Raw genomic sequence first — 19,714 nt, forward strand, 5'->3', positions numbered from 1 at the left:
TCAGAACACAAGTTTTTTCGTTCACAACACAAGTACTTTCGTTCAGAACACAAGTCTTTTCGTTTACAACACAAGTACTTTCGTTCAGAACACAAGTCTTTTCGTTCACAACACAAGTACTTTCATTCAGAACACAAGTCTTTTTGTTCAGAACACAAGTACTTTCGTTCTGAACACAAGTCTTTTTGTTCAGAACACAAGTCTTTTTTGAGTCTTTCAGGGAATAAAACAGCTTTATTTTTCGAGAGGGATTGGGGGCGAGGTTCTTGTACCCAACTCAACCGAGAACCGCTATATAAATTACTTAGGCTGTAATTACTGCTTATAAAGTTCTGAAACCTTTCAAAAAATAAAACGAACAAAGTAATGTGTAGCATATTATGAATCATTGCCAGACTCAAATTATTCGTGCCGAAAAATGTAACAATACCATATACCTTCTTGCTATTCTTCAGGAAGAACCTTGTACGGAAAAATAACAGAAAAAAATAAGGTATGGCAGATAAAACCAAAATTATTTCCTTTGAACTTTCAGACGGCAAAATAATTAAAGTAGAGGTTACGCCTATAGGGGAACAACCTGTTTCTGATGAAACCAGAATTTTTAAACAAGCCACAGAAATTATTAAATCCATTGCTGAAGATGTCGCAGGTACATTAAAAGATATTAGCGAGACAGTCAAACCAGATAAATTTAGTGTCAAACTAGGTTTACAAATTGGAGTTGAGTCAGGACAACTAACCGCTTTAATTGTCAAAGGAACAGGCACAGCTAACCTAGAAATTACGATGGAATGGGGTAAATAACAGTTGATTGTCTTAAAGTTGTGGTAATCTTTTTACAAAGATGCTGGATGAGAGCAATTAATGGGTAACGAAGACAATTTACAACGCTGTACAGTGCGTTTAAATGTTGCCAGTAGTCAGGGAACAGGTTTTTTTGTTGCACCGAATTGGATTCTCACCTGTGCCCATGTAGTCGAACCTGCGAAAGATAACCCTGTGCAAGTATTCTGGAAAGCAGAAAACCAGAATTACACAGCTAAAGTTACGCAATTATGCAAATATCCTATTGATTTAGCCCTTTTACGACTGGACGAAGATTGTTTGCATCATCCATGTGTTGAATTGGATAACACAGAACCAAAAACCAACGATGATTTATATATTTTCGGTTATCCCAAGAATAGCGAAGTTGATTATTCGCAGGGAGATTCAGCAAGTTTTAAATATGAAGGAATAAGTTTTAAACAGGATATTATTCTCTATAAGTTAAAGCAAGGGCAAGTTATCTCAGGCTTTAGTGGCTCGCCTTTACTAAATTTACTAACAGGTAAAGTTTGTGGAATTGTGCATCTTTCCCGTGATGAGTGTAACGATTTAGGTGGACGGGCAGTTTCGACTCAAGTTATTGTGCAACAGTTTCCTGAAATTGCCTTACTTAATAAACAATTTCATCAGCCAAAGCCCAAAGGTGATAATCCATTTGAATATGGTCTTCCTGTTCCTCCACAACGTTTTTACGGACGGAGAAGAGAGATTTTAGAGATTAAAAACCGTATTGGCGCGATTAGTCCTCAATGTGTCAATTTAGTAGGCTTGCGGCGTAATGGAAAAACCTCTCTATTGCGATATATCAAAGAAAGAATCAGCGAATTTTGTTCGCCAGAACAAAAGCCTTTAGTTGTTGCCTTAGATTTAACGAATGGGAATTTTCATACTCCAGAGAGGATTATTGAAGGATTAAGGCGAGGGATTCACAAACTAACAGGGAATTTTCCTTGGTCAAAGGAAGATAATCAAGATGGCTTTGCAGTGGAAGATGGCTTACAGGATTTAGTAGATGAAGGGTATCGTTTAATTATTTTATTGGATGAGTTTGAAGCCATTGCTAGTAAAAAAGATAGATTGGAATTGTTTCAGGATTGGGGGGAAGATTGGCGTTCTAAGGCTTCTGCGGGTTTATTAACAATGGTAATTGCTAGCAAACGGTCTCTTAATGAAGTCTACGAAACTTTGAGTCTGGGTTCTCCCTTTGCCAATATTTTCAGTACGACTATTTTAGGGGCATTACACGAGGAAGCTTGGCAAAACATCATCCAGAAAGGACAGAAAGAATTTCTGCTTAATTCTGCGGTATTACAATGGGTGGATGAGTTAGCAGGAGGGTTGCCTTACTATGTGCAGATGGCGGGGGCGATGTTGTGGCAAAATGGGAATCAAGAAATAGCTAAAAATGAGTTTAATTTTCAAGCAAAGCCTCGTTTTGAAGAACTTTGGAAAGATTTAACCGAAGTTGAACGTTTAACATTGCGTTATGAGTTGGGAGGGGGTAACTTACCTACTCCTGATCTGGCAATTGTAGATAGGCTTCAGCGTCATGGGTTATTACGGAAGAATCGGGGTTTATTTAGTAGTGTGTTTGCAGAGTTTGTGAAAGGTCAAAGATAAAGCAATCAGCCAAAGATTTAAACATTAAATATAAAAAATGTTGCTGTTTTTGCAAGAAACTTGGGAACTATTTTGGTGGGCAATGTATTGTCCTTCAAAGCTCCAACAACGAATGAATGAATGGTTGCCTCAAGAAGAAGCTCGACGCAGACGAGACACAAATTTTTATGATATTTTATTTTTCGGAAAATCACGATTTATTAGTCAGTATTTATTACTATTATTTATTTTGAATGTCCCTCTTCTTTTAAGACTGCTTGAGCGTAATGAATTATTAGATTGGTTACAGTTACCTTGTGTCATGTTAATTGCTTATACGACAGGAGTTTTATTTTTACCTTTAGGACTGGTTATTCCCTTGTTGTGGTTGATAGTTGTATTAAATCAGCCTGATAGTTGGTTAAAGGGCTTAATAGAAGCTATTAAAGTTTTACCTACTTTACCTCAAATGGGAATAGGTCTTCCAGTTTTTGGAGTATCTATATCATTAACTGTTTGGTTAGTATTGCAACTGTTAAACAAAGAACATCTTTCCCTTGCTCGTAATGTGATGGTGGTGGGAGGAACAATCAGTGTGATGTTAGGAGTGTGGTTAGCAACTCAAAACTGGCTGTTTCTGTTGTTAGTAAGTGGAATGACAGGCTTTGTCCTATTTTCAGTAAGAGAAAGTATAAAAAATAGTGATGATGCGCTCGTCGTGGCGGTCGTCGTGGCGCTCGTCGTGGCGCTCGTCGTGACGCTCGTCGTGGCGCTCGTCGTGGCGGGAGAAGTGGCAGTCGTCGTGGCGCTCGTCGTGGCGCTCGTCGTGGCGCTCGTCGTGACGGGATTCGTGGCGGAAGAAGTGACGGGATTCGTGGCGGTCAGAGTGGCGCTCGTCGTGGCGGTCAGAGTGGCGCTCGTCGTGGCGGTCGGAGTGGCGGTCGGAGTGGCGCTCGTCGTGGCGGGAGCTGCTACTTTACCGTTCACTTGGTTTTCGGTTGTTGCAAGTTTAATCGCTTTTGCTCTTGCACCAGCAAAACATAACATAGTTTTGATCAGCACTACAGTGATTTTAATAGCTCTTTCTGCCCAAAATTTAGGATGGGTTTCAGTATTAATTATCCCTGTAACCTTAGTCAGCTATTGCAGAATATTTCCTGATTATAGCTTTATCTTTTTAAGTGGTTATTATACATCCCCTAATTCTTTACTAAAACTTTTCGGATTTTCAGATTCAACAATTAGGTGGTTACGTCCCCAAACAGCAAAAATACTTTTTCTATTACCTCCTTACACTAGCGAACTTCTGTGGATACCTTTACCTAATCATGCTCAACTTCTTGTTTCTGAATTTCGTGAAAGACCTCAACAAGCCTTAACAATCTTTCAATATACCCAAACTTTTTCCTTACCAGGATTTAAAATAACCCTGCAAAATGCCTTACCACAAATTGTCGCCGACCAACTCAAGCAAATTCAAAGTATTCCAGAACTAATCTTTACTGCCAACTCAGACCATCCGATATTATCCTTGCTGATCTCCCCCTTTTATCACCTCGATTCTGACAGCGATACCTCCACTTCAGAAATACCTTTACCAAAGGTTAAACCCGAACTTTCTATCCTTCTTCCTCGTTTGCAAACTATTATTCAAGATATTCAATCTGCACTTGAAAATAAAAATATACACCTACGAGAACGAGGATTAGAACGAATTAATAACAAGCTTGTTCGATTACAACTTCAATTACCCTCTCTCGGACTTAAAGGCGAAGCCATCAAACGCTGGACACCTGTACTGGAACATTGGCAAAGGGTTATTGAACTGGAACAAAATGAACAACGCAAACTCTCTCAAGGCGAACTAATCAACCCGTTCCAATATGGAAATCCGGTGCGACTTGACCAAAAGAACTTGTTTAAAGGTCGTCAGAGATTTGCCGATGAAGTTGTCCGTCGAGTTTTAAACCGCGATCGACCTACCCTTGTGCTGCATGGCCCCCGGCGCTGTGGTAAAACTTCCTTTTTGTATAACTTTCCCCGCCTGCTTCCCAGTGATATCCTCCCCGTATTTGTGGATATGCAAAGTTCCGCCATTACTACCAGTGAATCTGACTTTTGCTTTGGCTTAGTCCGTGCAATTCATAAAGACTGTAAAAGTCAAGGGGTTCAATTACCAAACATTCCTAAACGCACCGATTTTCAACCTAGTCCCTATACCACCTTAGAAGATTGGTTGGATAAAGCACTTGCCCAAATCGGAGAACGGCGCATCCTTCTCAACCTTGATGAATTTGAAAAAATCGGTACCGCCATCCAAAAGAGACAGATAACTTTACGTTTATTTGACGAACTGCGCCACTTAATTCAACATTATGAACAACTTGGTTTTCTCTTTTCTGGAGTGCAAACTTTAGAGGAATTAGGGCCAAATTGGAGTAGCTATTTTATCAGTGTTGTCCCGATAGAAATGCTTTATCTTGAAGATAACGAAGCCGAGGAATTACTGCTTAATCCAGATCCAGATTTTGCACTGCGTTACGCTCCAAGGATTGTGGAAGAAGTATTAAAGCTCACCAATTGTCACCCTTACTGCTTACAATTATTGGGCGCATCAATGGTAAATCAAGCTAACTTTAACCATACTGATTCTATTACTACTGAACTCTTGCAAGCTTCTATTAATGACGCTTTTATTTCCGGTCAGCCTTATTTTACAAATATTTGGACAGAATTTACAGGAACTACGCCAGAAGAAATGGTAATTGGTCAAGAATTATTATTACAAGTTGCCAAGACAGATACTTTCTTACCTAGAACTACTGAAATTGCTGAAAAGGTATTAACCCGCTTATTGCGTTATCATATTTTACACAAAATCAATGGAGGATATGATTTTGAAATTCCTCTGTTAAAACAATGGGTGAGAGAACGTGCAGTTATAAGCTAATTATTTTATGAATATGCCCTAACAGATTTCAAATTTTATTATTAATGGTTTGTTTTATTTAAATGCTCAATCAAAACCAAATACCATTATTAGATGCTTTAAAAGCCAGTGCAACACGGCCTCATGCGCCTTTTTACACCCCAGGACATAAACAAGGAGAGGGAATTTCTCAACCCTTGGCTGATTTATTTGGCAAAACCGTCTTTCGCGCTGATTTAACCGAATTAGCAGATTTAGATAATCTCTTTGCACCCCAAGGCGTTATTCAAGAAGCACAACAACTAGCAGCAGCAGCTTTTGGCGCTTCGCAAACATGGTTCCTTGTCAATGGTTCTACCTGTGGGATTGAAGCGGCAATTCTCGCTACCTGTGGCATGGGGGATAAAATTATTCTGCCTCGCAATGTCCATTCTTCTGCGATCGCTGGTTTAATTCTCTCCGGTGCTATACCAATTTTTCTCAATCCTGAATACGATCCAGTTTTAGATATTGCCCATAGCATCACGCCCAATACCCTACAATCTGCACTCCACCAGCATCCAGACGCTAAAGCAGTGTTGACAGTTTACCCAACATATTACGGTGTTTGTGGAGATTTGAGGGCGATCGCTAACATCACACATCAATATAATATCCCTCTACTCGTAGATGAGGCACACGGCGCACACTTTGCCTTTCATCCCGAATTACCCACTCCAGCTTTAGTCGCAAATGCAGATTTAACTGTACAATCCATTCACAAGGTACTTGGTGCGATGACACAGGCATCGATGTTGCACGTTCAAGGTAACAGGATCGATTGCGATCGTATCAGTAAAGCTTTACAACTCGTACAATCTACCAGTCCTAGTTATTTACTTTTAGCTTCTCTAGATGCAGCGCGTCAGCAAATGGCACTCCACGGAAAAATATTGATGTCTCGCACTTTGCAACTTGCCCAAGAAGCTAGAACAAAAATCAGTCAAATTCCTGGATTATCAGTTTTGGAAATGCCTCAGTTAGAGGAATCCCTCGGCTTTGCAGCTTTAGACAAAACGCGACTAACTGTTACTGTTTCTGGTTTAGGTTTAACCGGATTTGAAGCAGATGAGATTCTCGATGAAAAATTAGGTATTACTGCTGAATTTGCTTCACTACAACATCTCACCTTTATCATTAGTTTGGGCAACACCCCAGCTGATATTGAACAATTAGTGCAAGGTTTCACCACCCTCGCCAAAGAATATCGCCGAAGCAACTTGACTGTTAAAAACCAGGTTTGGCTATATTTAGATAGAACACTAGATTATGCTTTACAACTTTCTCCCCGTGAAGCTTTTTTTGCTGTCAGTGAAACATTACCTTTGACACAAACCAATAAACGCATCTGTGCTGAAATCGTCTGTCCCTATCCCCCTGGAATTCCTGTGTTAATGCCAGGAGAAGTCATTACCAAATCTGTCTTTGAGTACCTACAACAAATACAGGCTCTAGGAGGATTTATCAGCGGTTGCAATGATATTAGCCTCAAAAGTTTAAAAGTTGTGAAATAACATTATAACTCCTAAATTCTTCTTCACAAAAATTTAATTGATGAAGTCAATAGTAAATGTGCGGTTTTTTAGATGATTTAGGGAAAAATACACAGTAGTTATACCAGTATGAAACTTCAATAAAAATAGCTGGTAGACTAGTGCAATCTTTGATTTATACCCATAGGATCGTCTTGATAATTCTTAAACTAGAAGATGAAATCAAAAACCTATTATATTTGGGTGCTAGTAACAGCTCCGATTGTAGTCACTCTAGCGCTGGGTTTTTCAGCAAGAGCAAATGCAGTTGAGTTAGGTGCTGCCTCTGATTACAATGTATTTGTTTTAGGAGATATCTCTCAAAAATATACAGATATCGAAGGCAAAGTTGCTGCTGGCGGTAACATAAATTTCGTCGGCGGACTTGGAAGCAGACTTTCTGGTAATAGCGGCAACGTAGTAGTCGCTGGACAGAATCTAACTCTGAGCAACGGTCAAGTCTACCGCGGTAATGCTGTCTATGGAGGCAGCGCCAATGTATCCAGCAATGTGGGATTTCCCGAAGGAACTCTCAGCAAGAGCAATCCCATCGACTTCAATGAAGCAGGGAAACAACTGCGAGGACTATCTGAATATTTGGCAACCTTAACTCCTACTGGTAGCACAACAGTTCAACCTTGGGGTGCTATTAACCTTAGTGGCAGTGGTACTGCTTTCAATGTTTTTAATCTTGCAGGCTCATCTGTCTCTAAGACAAACTATTTTGAAATTAAGGGAGATGCAAATTCAACTATCGTTGTCAATATCAGCGGTAAGGATGTCTCGCTGCAAAACTTTGGGTTTAATATCATTGGCGCAGATAAACAAAAGGTAATTTACAACTTTTATGAAGCAACAAATCTAACTGCCAGTGGAATTGGCATCCAAGGTAGTATTCTTGCACCTTTGGCTAATTTTAATTTCAACAACGGTCAAATTAACGGCAATGTAGTCGTAGCTTCTTTGACAGGAAATGGCGAGTCTCACAACTATCTATTTAATGGCGATCTGCCAAATGTCCCAACTAAGTACTACACTCCGCCGAAGCCTCCCATTCGTAAGGTTCCAGAGCCTGCAAATCTTCCAGGTTTAGGATTAGTTGCTGTAGTATTTGGTTTGCTTCGCTACAAACGCAATCAACCAACTTGTCTAGAATAATTAAAAATTTTTGGCAGCATAGCGCATGATGGAACTTGTTTACAGATTTTCGCTCATGCGCTATTTCCTTGCTCTCTACCTTCTACAATAAAGATAGACTTTATTGAGATTTGTATAGTTGGGGATCGGCTGTCATGGCTCCCGCCGTTTTAATTCAAAATCTGCAAAAACGTTACGGTACAGTGGTTGCTGTCCAGGATGTTTCCTTTCAGGTAGAACCAGGAGAAATTTTTGGTTTACTTGGCCCCAACGGTGCTGGGAAAACTACTACCTTGCGCGCCTTGTGTACGCTGACCACACCGGATGCTGGCAAAATCGAAGTATCTGGCATCTCTGTGTTAGATAATCCGAAAGTGGCAAGACAACGACTAGGCTACGTAGCTCAGGAAGTCGCTATAGATAAAGTGTTGACTGGAAAAGAATTGCTGCAATTGCAAGCAGCACTTTATCACCTCCCAGGCGCAGTAGCGAAACAGCGTATTGAAACGGTATTAAATTTACTCGGTTTGCAAGAATACGCCAACAAAAAGACAGGAACCTATTCTGGTGGTTTACGCAAGCGCCTAGACTTGGCTGCTGGATTGCTCCATGCACCGGATGTTTTGGTGTTGGACGAGCCAACTGTGGGACTTGACATCGAAACTCGTTTTGTGGTGTGGGATTTCCTGAGAAAATTACGCGCCTCTGGAACGACGGTAGTAATTACCAGCCATTACTTAGAAGAAATTGACGCTTTAGCCGATCGCGTGGCAATTATAGATCGCGGCGTTGTAATTGCAAGTGATACACCTTCACAATTAAAAGATCAAGTAGGGGGCGATCGCATCACCCTACGAATCCGCGAGTTTTCTCCCATTGAGGAAGCTGAAAAAGCCAAAAACCTCCTGAAACCTTTGCCCTTTGTCCAAGAAGTGATCATCAACAGCGCTCAAGGTAATTCGCTCAATTTAGTAGTGACACCTCAGAATGATGTTCTGATTAACATACAGCAAGCGCTGAATACCGCTGGCTTGCCCATATTTGGCATCGCCCAATCTCGCCCCAGCCTTGATGACGTTTATCTCGCCGCCACAGGACGCACCTTGTTGGATGCCGAACTGGCAGCCGTCGCCACCCGCGATCCCAAAGCTGAGAAAAAGCAGAATATGAGATAGGGAATGGGGCATGAAAATACTTCCCAATGCCCAATGCCCAATGCCCAATGCCCAATGCCCAATGCCCAATGCCCAATGCCCAATTAATCTAAAATTGCTATGAGTGTTACTCCTAAATCTGATATCAATTGGCAGCCATTAGCATCACCACAAGCAGATGCTAATACTGTGCCTAACTTTTTCGGCGAATTGGTACAAGAGACGTTGGCTTTAACACGTCGCTTGTTTATTCAGTTGCAACGCCGTCCCTCATCTTTAGTTGCTGGAATTATTCAGCCAGTAATGTGGTTAGTGCTATTTGGTGCTTTGTTCCAAAATGCTCCCAAGGGTATATTTGGCAATACAACAAATTACGGTCAATTTTTGGCGGCTGGCATCATTGTGTTTACAGCCTTTGCTGGGGCGCTGAATGCTGGTTTACCTGTAATGTTTGACCGCGAGTTCGGCTTTTTGAATCGTTTGCTGGTAGCACCCTTAGCATCACGGTTTTCCATTGTTTTTGCCTCAGCCATCTTCATCATTAGCCAAAGTTTGTTGCAAGCAGCCGTAATCGTTGCAGCAGCAGCATTTTTAGGCGCTGGACTACCAAATGTAGCGGGTTTAAGTGCGATCGCTCTAATTGTCTTACTGTTAGCTTTGGGTGTAACAGCCATTTCCCTCGGTTTAGCTTTCGCTCTACCCGGACACATTGAATTGATTGCAGTGATTTTCGTCACTAACCTACCATTATTGTTTGCTAGTACTGCTTTAGCACCTCTATCCTTCATGCCCCAGTGGTTGCAGGTTGTGGCTACCCTAAATCCTCTCAGCTATGCTATCGAACCAATCCGCTATCTCTATTTCCACAATAATTGGGGACTAAATAGTGTAGTTATGCAGGCTCCTTGGGGCAATGTTACCTTTGGGGGAGCATTACTGGTGTTGTTTGGCTTTGCCCTAGTCGCCTTAGTGAGTATTCAACCCCAACTGCGGCGGACTCTAGCTTAAAAAGATAAAATAGATCAATTTTAGAGTCAAAACCCCATGAAAAAACCATTTTTACAAATTACTAGACTTTTTGTAGCTACGGCGGCAGGAATTAGCTTTGCTTCCTTGCTCATGGCTCAACCAAGTTCCGCTCAAATCAGCAGTCCAACAGATGCTTTTCCCAGTAATAGTACAACAGACCAAAATACCGATCCTTTCTCCCGTTCCAACTCAGACAATTTCAATATGTTTGATCTGATTCATCGGGCAAATTTTGGGACTCTCAACTGGGATTCTAATCAACAGAACCAACAATTAGACTCAGCAGCAGCAGCCTTTAAAGCAAGGCAACAAAAACTAATTCAAGGTCAAGAACAGCAACCAACTCTCAATAATTTGCCAACGACGATACAACCATCAGTTACATCGCCATCGGTAACTCCACCATCAGGTAACTGAATCAAACAAAGAACCCCAGGCCTTTACAGCTTGGGGTTAAAACTATCTAAAAAATCTTGAATTATCAGGTAAAAAACTACAGTCCAAGTGCAGCTAAAATATCGCTAGCATGGTTAGCGGTATTTACATTAGCGTCAACATGGGTAATTTTGCCGCTAGGGTCAATTACATAAGTGACGCGCTTGGCATAACCGCCGCCATCCACATCGAAAGCTTTGATCAGGGATTTATCGCTGTCAGCCAGTAGGGGAAAATTCAAATTATATTTTTGGGTGAATGCTTGATGGGAGACTTCATCATCTGCACTCACTCCCAAGATTGCAATATCTTTACCTTGATATTGAGACTGAGCATCCCGGAAACTACAGGCTTGTTTGGTGCAGCCTGGCGTATCATCTTTGGGGTAAAAATACAAAACAACTGTCTTTCCGGCAAAATCAGATAAAGAGACTGTGTTGCCGTTTGTATCTTTGGCGGTAAATGCAGGTGCATCCGTACCAACTGCTAGAGGCATAATAAACTTTTCCTGTTTCAGATTGTTGATGCACTTGAAATTTTACATTAATTTATAATGATTAAATATAATTACTAAAAAATAGCATAAATATACTTTCGGTAACTAATTTTGGTTTAATGGGGTATTTGATACAAGAAAAAATATATTCTGAAATTAATCTTTGTTAGAAGAAAAATTTCTACCAATACACAATGGCTGTTGTTGATTCCCAAAACCCAAATATTTTTGTCTATCCTCAAAGCACAGTAGAAAGAGCCGAGCGATCACTAGTGTGTTCACCCTTTAATGTATCTTTATTTGAAGTGATGGGCCACCAGAGTATGTCATTAAGTGCGATCGCCCTAGAAAATGGACTCAAGCAGGGCTATACTAAACGCCCTTTATCAGAATTAGCCTGTGATAACGCTTTGGGCTGGTTGATTCAAGTAGGTGTATTGCGCCGAGAAGTCGATGGTCAAGGAATTACAGATAGTTTTCGTCTCACTCCCTTGGGACGCCAGTTAGTGGAACAGTACCAGGCAAAAAATTGGCGTACTCCTTCATGGCGCGATCGTTTCTATGATGCTGTGATTCGTTGGTTACGGATACCTTTTTAGAATAAAAAATCCAAGAGTTAGGATTAGGGAATCAAAGGGAACAATATATACGGAAACATCACATCTATTCATGAAGTCTTTACCATAACCATCTAATTGAAATTTGTGATAGTTATGGTGGGCATTAGGTATAGGGCATGGGGCATTGGGCATTGGGTATTGGGATTGAATCTTCAATTTTGAATTTTGAATTTTGAATTGATTTCTCCCCTACTCCCCTGTTGTTCGTTCCTAAAAATTAACTTTGTATCTTGAAAAACTAAGTGATAGCAACTATGAAATCAATTATGGTAGTGGGAACAACGTCCCATGCAGGGAAATCACTTTTAACTACAGCTATTTGTCGCATTCTGTCGCGGCGTGGTTGGCGAGTGGCTCCCTTTAAAGGTCAAAATATGGCTTTAAATGCTTATGTCACTTCCAGTGGTGGAGAAATTGGCTACGCCCAAGCAGTGCAAGCTTGGGCCGCGGGAGTAGTGCCTTGGGTAGAAATGAACCCAATTTTACTCAAACCCCAAGGGGATACGACTTCCCAAGTAATTATCAAAGGCAGGTCTGTAGGCAAAGTGAGTGCCTCAGATTACTACGAGCAATATTTTGAACTGGGTTGGCGGACAATTGAAGAATCGCTACAGCATTTAGGAACAGAATTTGACATGCTGGTTTGTGAAGGTGCTGGTAGTCCAGCGGAAATTAACCTCAAGCACCGCGACTTAACTAATATGCGGGTGGCAAAATATTTGAATGCGCCAACGATATTAGTTGTTGATATTGATCGGGGTGGTGCTTTTGCCCATGTTGTTGGCACATTAGAATTATTGGAACCAGATGAACGCGCCCTAATTAAGGGTGTAGTAATTAATAAGTTCCGAGGACAGCGAGCGCTCTTAGATCCAGGGATAAAATGGTTAGAAGAACGCACAGGTATCCCCGTTATTGGTGTTATACCCTACTTGCAACAAATGTTTCCAGCAGAAGACTCCCTTGACCTGCTAGAACGTCAATCGTCGTCGAATAAAGCTCAAACTGACCTCAACATTGCTGTCATCCGCTTACCAAGAATTGCCAATTTCACCGATTTTGACCCACTAGAATCAGAAAGTACAGTTTCAATTAAGTACTTAAGTCCGAAGCAAGATTTGGGACATCCTGATGCCGTGATTATTCCAGGTACAAAAACCACAATTGCTGACTTGCTACTGTTGCAAAAAAGTGGTATGGCAGAAGCTATTCAAAACTACGCTGCTTCTGGAGGAACGGTTTTAGGTATCTGCGGTGGCTATCAAATGCTCGGTCAAATCATCGCTGATCCAGAAGGGATAGAGGGACAAGCGGGCAGATTTCAAGGGTTAAATCTTTTACCAATTAGAACTGTAATTACAGGACAAAAAATCGCCCGCCAGCGCCAAGCTAGCTCAAATTATCCCCAACAAGGCTTACCAGTTAATGGCTTTGAAATCCACCAAGGGCGATCGCGCATCGAACAGCAAGGCATAGATCCCCAATCGTACCATGCCCTGTTTGACGATATTAATTTAGGGTTAGTAGATAGTTGTCAATCAGTATGGGGCAGTTATCTCCACGGGCTTTTTGACAATGGGCCTTGGCGACGGGCTTGGTTAAATCGCCTCCGTCAACAGCGGGGTTTAAAATCTTTGCCCACTGGTGTCGCTAACTACCGAGAACAGCGAGAGCAGATTTTGGACTCTCTAGCTATTGAAGTTGAAAGCTATTTAGACTTAAGTCAGTTTTTGTCTTAAGCTAAAATGCGTTGAAATGTCATTAGTCCTTTGTCATTAGTCATTGGTCATTTGCAAATGACTAATGACAATACTAAATTAAATGCGTAACATTGATGATTGTTCGTGTCCGCTTTTTACCAGATGATGTCACAGTAGATGCCGAAGTGGGAGAAGCCCTTTTAGATGTAGCAGACCGGGCTGGGGTATTTATTCCCACCGGTTGTCTGATGGGGTCTTGTCACGCTTGCACCGTCGAATTAGAGGATGGAGAGATGGTTCGCGCTTGTATCAGCGCAGTACCGCCACGCGAGGAATTGACGATTAATTTATTTAGCGACCCAACTTGGTAATGTCGCTAACATTTTATTCTTGTTAATATTTATATCAATTAGCTTTAGCATTCAGTGCGTATTCTTTAAATCTTTCTAAATCAGCTTGAATTGTTGATTCAACTATCCGTCCCAAAAATAAGTTATCCATAATTTTGCCAATAATGCCAGGGATGGCATAGGAAATAGTCATTTTCACAATGCTACTATTCTGGCGATCGTAAAAGCGAATCGCTCCCTGATTCGGCAAACCATCAACCGATTCCCATTGGATAATTTGGTTAGGAATAACTTTAAGAATTCGGGATTGCCAATTAAATTCTAGACTGCCAGTTTTTAATTTCCAAAGAGATATATCTGGATTATCTGGCGGAATTTTCACTGAATCAATCCACTTCATCCACCGAGGCATTTGCTCTAAATCAGACCAGAGGCTCCATACTAAACCTATGGGAGCCTCTACTTCTACCTGCACAGTATGCTCTAACCAGTCTGACATTTCTTTTGTTCCTTCTCTACGAGATGCCTTGCGATCGCGTTCTTCGCACTCTTTGGAGTAGCCTGCGGCAAGCCACTGCGTGTCTACGTTATTTCTTCAAACTCTCCAAAATCACTTTTGCCGCACGTCGTCCAGAAATAGTAGCACCTTCCATGCTGTCGATGTAGTCTTGCTGAGTATAACTCCCTGCAAGGAAGAAATTATCTACTGGTGTTTTTTGGTTGGGACGGTACGCATCCATCCCTGGCGCTTCCCGGTAGAGAGACTGAGCAAGTTTTACCACGCTGTACCAAGTCATATTTAGCTCCCGCGACGAAGGAAACAGTTCATGGACTTGCTTGAGGACATGCTGTGCAATCGCTTCATTACTTTGTGCAATAAACGGATCTCCCGGTGTCAGCACTAACTGTAACAAAGACCCTTGTCCTGGGCGATAATAATCAGCAGGGCTAGTCACCGCTAAATCGGCAAAACAAGAAAAGTCAGCATCGGCTGTGTAAAGTAAATTATCGATTCCAGCAGCATGGTTTAGCTGGTTGCGTTGGTCTCCATCGTTCAGTTCTGTTACCCAACCATCAAAGCGTAACTGCACTGTAGCCACTGGCACTGCATCCAGTTTGTAGATATTGTCAAATTCTGACCACTTACGCCACTCGTGGGGTAGGATGCGTTGAATTCCTGGAACATCACAGGCAAAAACATAAGCATCAGCAGCGATCGTTTCTACTGCATCACCTTGGGCAACTACTATACCAGTGACATGGGTTTGTTCAGCTGACTCAGTAAACTGAATTTCCCGAACTTGTCGGCGCGTGTAAACTCTGGTGCCTCTAGCTTCCAGATATTCCAGAATTGGTTTGTGTAAATATTCAGATGGAGAGCCTTCCAGCATTCGCAAAACTGAAGCTTCAGTTCTAACTGCAAATAGCTGGAATATAGTTAACATACAACGGGCAGACATATTTTCGCAATCAATAAATCCCAATGCGTAGGCAATGGGGTTCCACATACGCTTGATGCTGCCATTACTTCCACCATGACTGCGAAACCAATCGGCAAAGCTAACTTTATCTAAATTGCGGATAGTTTTCATCGCCCCATTAAAGTCTACCAATCCACGAACTATCGGACTAGTACCCAAAGCGATCGCATTTTGCAATTTATCCTGCAACGATAGTTGAGAAGTAGTAAAAAATGCCTTTAAGCCATTGAAAGGCGCACCTGTAAGAAAGCGAAAATCTAAAGCACCAGTGCGCCCCCCTTTATTAATAAAAGTGTGGGTATGTTCCTTGAGGCGTAAGTTTTCTAACACCCCCACTTTTTTCATTAAGTCAAATAGTTGGTAGTAGCACCCGAAAAATACATGCAACCCCATTTCTAGATGGTTGCCATCTCCATCAACCCAACTGCCAACTTTACCACCGACAAACGGACGAGATTCAAAAATCTCTACTTCACAACCAGCATCAGCTAGATCTACTGCGGTTGCTAGCCCAGCCAGTCCCGCACCTACGATTGCAACACGCATTCCGTCGTTCCTTTTCAGTTTCTTTACAGATTGTAACTGGGTTGGTGTCGGAATTTGCTACTTAATATCAACTCCAGCAGCATATTAAGGCTTGCCAATATCGATACTAAAACCTCTTTGATTACTTTTTTTAGTCCCGCTAAATGACCAGACGCGATAAAAACGCGTCTGTATCATCTAGACAAACTTTTGTCCATAGCGGTGGACTCTCAAAAGTATCATAGATATTTTTTTGATGGCAAAGCAGTTTTTTGGATAAGTTGTGAAAGTAACTTCTTAGTTGTTTGCATCTTTGCTGTCGTCGGAAACAGGCAAGCTTCTAATCAGTTCACGAATCACGTCAGTTGCAGGTCTACCTGTTTGTTGGCAATATTTTTCTAGTTTTTCCGCTTCCTGCGTTGCGAGATTAACTGTTATGCGTTTAACTGCCCATTTTTTATTTGTCATTATCATGCTATCTGCTGTATATTTAGATGGTCGAAAGAGTCTAAATTATAAGAGGGAACCGATAAGATTATCAGAGTTTGTCTCTGGAAACAAGTAATACCATTAATATTAAAAATGTTTGTTTTGTCAAAGGATTGATCATTTTCTAAAAAAATCAAAATACTACACTTTATTTGTTACTATTGTGACAGCATAAATAACACATAGTTGCTTTTGAAGATAATAACCCTACTAACAGCATGAGTAAAGCCTGACAATGAAATTTTCTAAATAAATTCGAGATACCTACTATTGACTCAATGAAGATTTCCAAAGTTATTCTCCATTGAAAGCATTTGACCTTCTCTCTTCTCTCAAGTTTGTCAAACCCGCTTGGAGAGAATATCTGCTAGAACACAAAAAAATAAAGCTTCAGAATCATTGTCATGCTGAAATGCTGGTGTTACAGGTGGGTTAGAGTGGTGTATAGACAGCGTGAATAGTGACTTAGAAAGTAGGCAAATAAGCGATCGCTTTAAAACAAACACCTATCTCTAACCAAGAAGTTAAGAGCTACTTGAACTGTTATGAATTTTGGCTTACCTCGATCAAGCTGATTGCTTTTCAGTACCAATATAGTAGCCACAAAAAAAGAGGACAAAACTCAGTCTACTGAGTGTAAATTGCCAAGCAATTTGGTAAATTTTGACAGCAACATCTGTAATTTTACACAGATAAATTAATTGATCATAAATATGATGTTACTTGACTGTTGCCAATACTAATATTTTAGTTTTGTTTCATGCTTTTATAATAACTTATCGTCACAATGCAATAAAGTTTTGCATATTTTATCTTCCTTCCAGCGATGATATAACTTGCCTGAAAATCAGCATTTTTTTTTGCGATTTTTCTTCTTCATCTATCTGGAGGTTATATGAATCATTTTTAGCCAAGTAGGGCACTATAATTTTGCCATAAAATATTTTCCTCACATCTAAGCCAAGATATAAAATACTGTCAATCAAATTGTAATTATAATTATTTTTATTTGGTAAGTATACCTATAAAAAGAATCGTATATTTTAATTTTTTCGGCAGTGTGTTTATTATAGCTATTATTTACGCGCTTTAAATAATCTTCATTTAGACATTAGAAAGCTATTTTTTCTTCTTTATAAAAAAATTACAAAGAAAAAGATATACATCTGAACTTTTGCTTAATAATATTGATATATAACAGGATGCTAAACTCAAGAAATTGTTAAAAAAAGATTCCAATATCTAAGTGCATCAGTTAAAGTTTGATTCAAGTAGTCTTTGTAAACAGTATTTAAAAACTTTGTAGTTATTTATACTGAGGAGCATTCGCCTAAAAAGACTAGAAAACCATAAAAATACAGGTACTTCATAAAATTTAGATAAAGTTAGCTTTCAAGATTGGTACGTCTATTAGTATTGACATATACATGAACATTCATTAGAAAGTGCCACGCCCTGATAGGTACGCGGATGACGAAGACTGAGTGGAACCGGCAACGCTCTGTCTCCGGTTAATAGACTGCATAAGAGCGATGGAAGGGGTAAACGTTAACAGACAGACAAAGCCTTTCTCTTTTCCTCTCTTAAATGGAGTTTCAGTCAATATGCCAATCAAATACACATCAACTTAATTTCTCATTGCAGTAATTCATGCAATTAATCAAGTTTAAGTTGGGGCATAAGTTGGAGAGTGCCAATACCTAAATTTTTTGGTGAAAGCGATCGCCCTTCAAACAAAGCCATCATATCTCGTAACTGAGGATTGCCACGGGAGGCTCCCGTTAGTCCTTTGGCAATGATTAAACCACAGTAGCCATTAGTATTTTTACACCGCTGATTCCATTTTTTTCGGGCTTCGACATGAATCGGATCTTCATCTAAAAATTCACCAAATAGGAACAATTCGCCATTTTGAGTTTGCAATAAACCCAGGTCGTAGCGATCGCCATCAAAAGGATCGGCACCTGGATTAAAGCAAATTGCTCTCAATCCACCTGCTGCTTCAATTCTTTCAATTACGGTCTTCGCCTTGGGTCGGGAGGTTTGAATTAAAATCACCGGCAAACCATCACCCACTTGTTTGATTTCACTAGCCTGGTGGTAGCTGACCCCCTTTCGTAGAGAATCCAACATTTCCCAGGACACTACACCTAAGCTGAGGAAGGAATCTTCTGGTATCAAGTCATCTCGCAATGATTGGAAATCAAGATTGTCAATCTCGCGATCGTCAATACCAAAGCCTGTCATTTCCTCTAATTCTGCTGCTAACTGCGGCATGGTAGAGACTGTCACAGCTACAGATTTAGTTGATTCTTCTGACTGCGGCAGAAAAATGCGATAGCGACGGCTGAGGGTAGGGAAGATGTCCTCATGAAGTTGGCGACGGTGATCGCGAATAAAGCGACTCAGGCTTTCGATCGCAACCAAGATTACCAATGCTTCTTCGTCATACAAAACAGACCGGAGTCCTTCTAAGGGGTGGATATTACCAAAAGTAGGGTCAATTTCTGATAATGGCAGATCCGCCAAATCATCTTCTTCATCGTCATCTTCATCAGTTTCGTCAACGCTCTCAAAAGTGAGAAACAAGCAATCTTGCTTGAGGAACGCTTCTTCTAAATGCTCTGTTGATTCTTCATCTGTTAGAACTGCGGCACGAAACTGTTTTAAAGACTCTTCTGAGCGATAAAACAAAATCCCATACTCCATTCCCAGCATTCCCATGATTGAGGCGTAGAGTGTGCCAACATCCCACTTATTAATCTCGATTGACAAAATTTGTTGTTCTTCCAAAAATTCCCAAGGTGCTGCTTGCCAAATTGCAAATGCTTTCTCTCGCAAGATTTGCGCATACTGTGGGGGTAAGTCGGGGGTTTGACTATCGAGGATATCGGCGAATCCACGAAATAGTTCGTCAATTAAAGGCAGTTCTGGCGCGTAGTCAATGGCGATATCCAAATCTTGCAGCACTCCCCGCAGGTAAAATTGGATCTCGCGGTCTTTGACTACAATTCTTTGGGGTCTAGCGGGTCTTGCCGGACTTTGAGGATGCTCCATTGCTTGCATTAAGGTGCGAACTATTGCTTCTGGACCGATATCTGAAGCTACTACGTCCATTCCTCGAACAACACCTTGGGAGTAATCTACCCAAAGAATGCATTCTCCCTTTGCCTCTGAATCTGACTGCTGGTTTGGTGATGACAACGGACGGCGATCGCCCTCCCATACAGAAGGAATTTGAGTTAATTTCTTCAACCGACGACTGGTAGAGCGATTAAAACTTGTCATAGAGATCAAAAGGAGCAATTTGGAAGTAAACTTTGGGGGCTAGCTAGCCTCGAATTAAATTTTTATGGCTGCACCTGAAG

At 40.9% G+C, this 19,714-nt stretch carries 16 protein-coding genes; 11 read left to right on the top strand and 5 right to left on the bottom strand.

The genetic code is table 11. The annotated features are described in order from the left end of the window. Positions 1-495: 495 nt before the first annotated feature. The 8 genes from V7K56_RS18840 to V7K56_RS18875 all read left to right on the top strand — a co-directional run bounded on the left by V7K56_RS18840 (position 496) and on the right by V7K56_RS18875 (position 10,667). Entirely contained in the window at positions 496-807 is a 312-nt protein-coding gene (locus V7K56_RS18840) for a CU044_2847 family protein (RefSeq protein ID WP_334912418.1), read from the top strand. A 60-nt stretch (positions 808-867) separates the two neighbouring features. Next, positions 868-2,451 carry a serine protease gene (locus V7K56_RS18845; RefSeq protein WP_334912420.1) on the top strand — a complete coding sequence of 528 codons (1,584 nt, stop codon included), beginning with the start codon at positions 868-870 and terminating at the stop codon, positions 2,449-2,451. Between the two features lie 37 nt (positions 2,452-2,488). Next, the gene (locus V7K56_RS18850; protein WP_334912422.1) at positions 2,489-5,380 is read left to right on the top strand and encodes an AAA family ATPase; all 2,892 of its coding nucleotides are present in this window, start codon (positions 2,489-2,491) and stop codon (positions 5,378-5,380) included. A 62-nt stretch (positions 5,381-5,442) separates the two neighbouring features. Continuing rightward, the gene (locus tag V7K56_RS18855; RefSeq protein WP_334912424.1) at positions 5,443-6,912 is read left to right on the top strand and encodes an aminotransferase class I/II-fold pyridoxal phosphate-dependent enzyme; all 1,470 of its coding nucleotides are present in this window, start codon (positions 5,443-5,445) and stop codon (positions 6,910-6,912) included. A 195-nt stretch (positions 6,913-7,107) separates the two neighbouring features. Then, positions 7,108-8,088, top strand: a complete 981-nt coding sequence (locus V7K56_RS18860) for a choice-of-anchor A family protein (RefSeq protein WP_334912426.1) — start codon at positions 7,108-7,110, stop codon at positions 8,086-8,088. Between the two features lie 134 nt (positions 8,089-8,222). After that, the gene (locus V7K56_RS18865; RefSeq protein ID WP_334912428.1) at positions 8,223-9,242 is read left to right on the top strand and encodes an ABC transporter ATP-binding protein; all 1,020 of its coding nucleotides are present in this window, start codon (positions 8,223-8,225) and stop codon (positions 9,240-9,242) included. Positions 9,243-9,341: 99 nt separating this feature from the next. Further along, entirely contained in the window at positions 9,342-10,229 is an 888-nt protein-coding gene (locus V7K56_RS18870) for an ABC transporter permease (RefSeq protein WP_334912430.1), read from the top strand. Between the two features lie 36 nt (positions 10,230-10,265). After that, positions 10,266-10,667, top strand: a complete 402-nt coding sequence (locus V7K56_RS18875) for a hypothetical protein (RefSeq protein ID WP_334912432.1) — start codon at positions 10,266-10,268, stop codon at positions 10,665-10,667. A 76-nt stretch (positions 10,668-10,743) separates the two neighbouring features. Here V7K56_RS18875 and V7K56_RS18880 read toward each other — a convergent pair whose 3' ends face one another. Next, entirely contained in the window at positions 10,744-11,181 is a 438-nt protein-coding gene (locus tag V7K56_RS18880; protein ID WP_334912434.1) for a peroxiredoxin, read from the bottom strand. Positions 11,182-11,375: 194 nt separating this feature from the next. Here V7K56_RS18880 and V7K56_RS18885 point away from each other — a divergent pair, with 194 nt between their 5' ends. The 3 genes from V7K56_RS18885 (at position 11,376) to V7K56_RS18895 (ending at position 13,872) form a co-directional block, all read left to right on the top strand. After that, positions 11,376-11,780 carry an Npun_F0494 family protein gene (locus V7K56_RS18885; RefSeq protein WP_334912435.1) on the top strand — a complete coding sequence of 135 codons (405 nt, stop codon included), beginning with the start codon at positions 11,376-11,378 and terminating at the stop codon, positions 11,778-11,780. 275 nt (positions 11,781-12,055) lie between these two features. Next, complete coding sequence (gene cobQ / locus V7K56_RS18890; protein WP_334912437.1) at positions 12,056-13,540, top strand: cobyric acid synthase CobQ; 1,485 nt, start codon at positions 12,056-12,058, stop codon at positions 13,538-13,540. Positions 13,541-13,635: 95 nt separating this feature from the next. Beyond that, on the top strand, positions 13,636-13,872 hold the full coding sequence (locus V7K56_RS18895; protein WP_334912439.1) for a 2Fe-2S iron-sulfur cluster-binding protein: 237 nt from the start codon (positions 13,636-13,638) through the stop codon (positions 13,870-13,872). A gap of 34 nt (positions 13,873-13,906) precedes the next feature. On the opposite strand, the gene V7K56_RS18900 is transcribed toward V7K56_RS18895, so the two are convergent. From V7K56_RS18900 to V7K56_RS18915, 4 genes are all read right to left on the bottom strand, one after another. Next, on the bottom strand, positions 13,907-14,350 hold the full coding sequence (locus V7K56_RS18900) for an SRPBCC family protein (protein ID WP_334912441.1): 444 nt from the start codon (positions 14,348-14,350) through the stop codon (positions 13,907-13,909). Positions 14,351-14,438: 88 nt separating this feature from the next. Next, the gene (gene zds, locus V7K56_RS18905; RefSeq protein ID WP_334912443.1) at positions 14,439-15,878 is read right to left on the bottom strand and encodes a 9,9'-di-cis-zeta-carotene desaturase; all 1,440 of its coding nucleotides are present in this window, start codon (positions 15,876-15,878) and stop codon (positions 14,439-14,441) included. Between the two features lie 276 nt (positions 15,879-16,154). Next, positions 16,155-16,331, bottom strand: coding sequence for a CopG family transcriptional regulator (locus V7K56_RS18910; protein ID WP_292857258.1), 177 nt, complete (start codon positions 16,329-16,331; stop codon positions 16,155-16,157). Between the two features lie 1,671 nt (positions 16,332-18,002). Then, positions 18,003-19,634: a DUF6930 domain-containing protein gene (locus V7K56_RS18915; protein ID WP_334912445.1), complete on the bottom strand. Its 1,632-nt coding sequence runs from the start codon at positions 19,632-19,634 to the stop codon at positions 18,003-18,005. Between the last annotated feature and the right edge of the window lie 80 nt (positions 19,635-19,714).

This window comes from Nostoc sp. (assembly GCF_036917535.1).
Lineage (GTDB): Bacteria > Cyanobacteriota > Cyanobacteriia > Cyanobacteriales > Nostocaceae > Nostoc.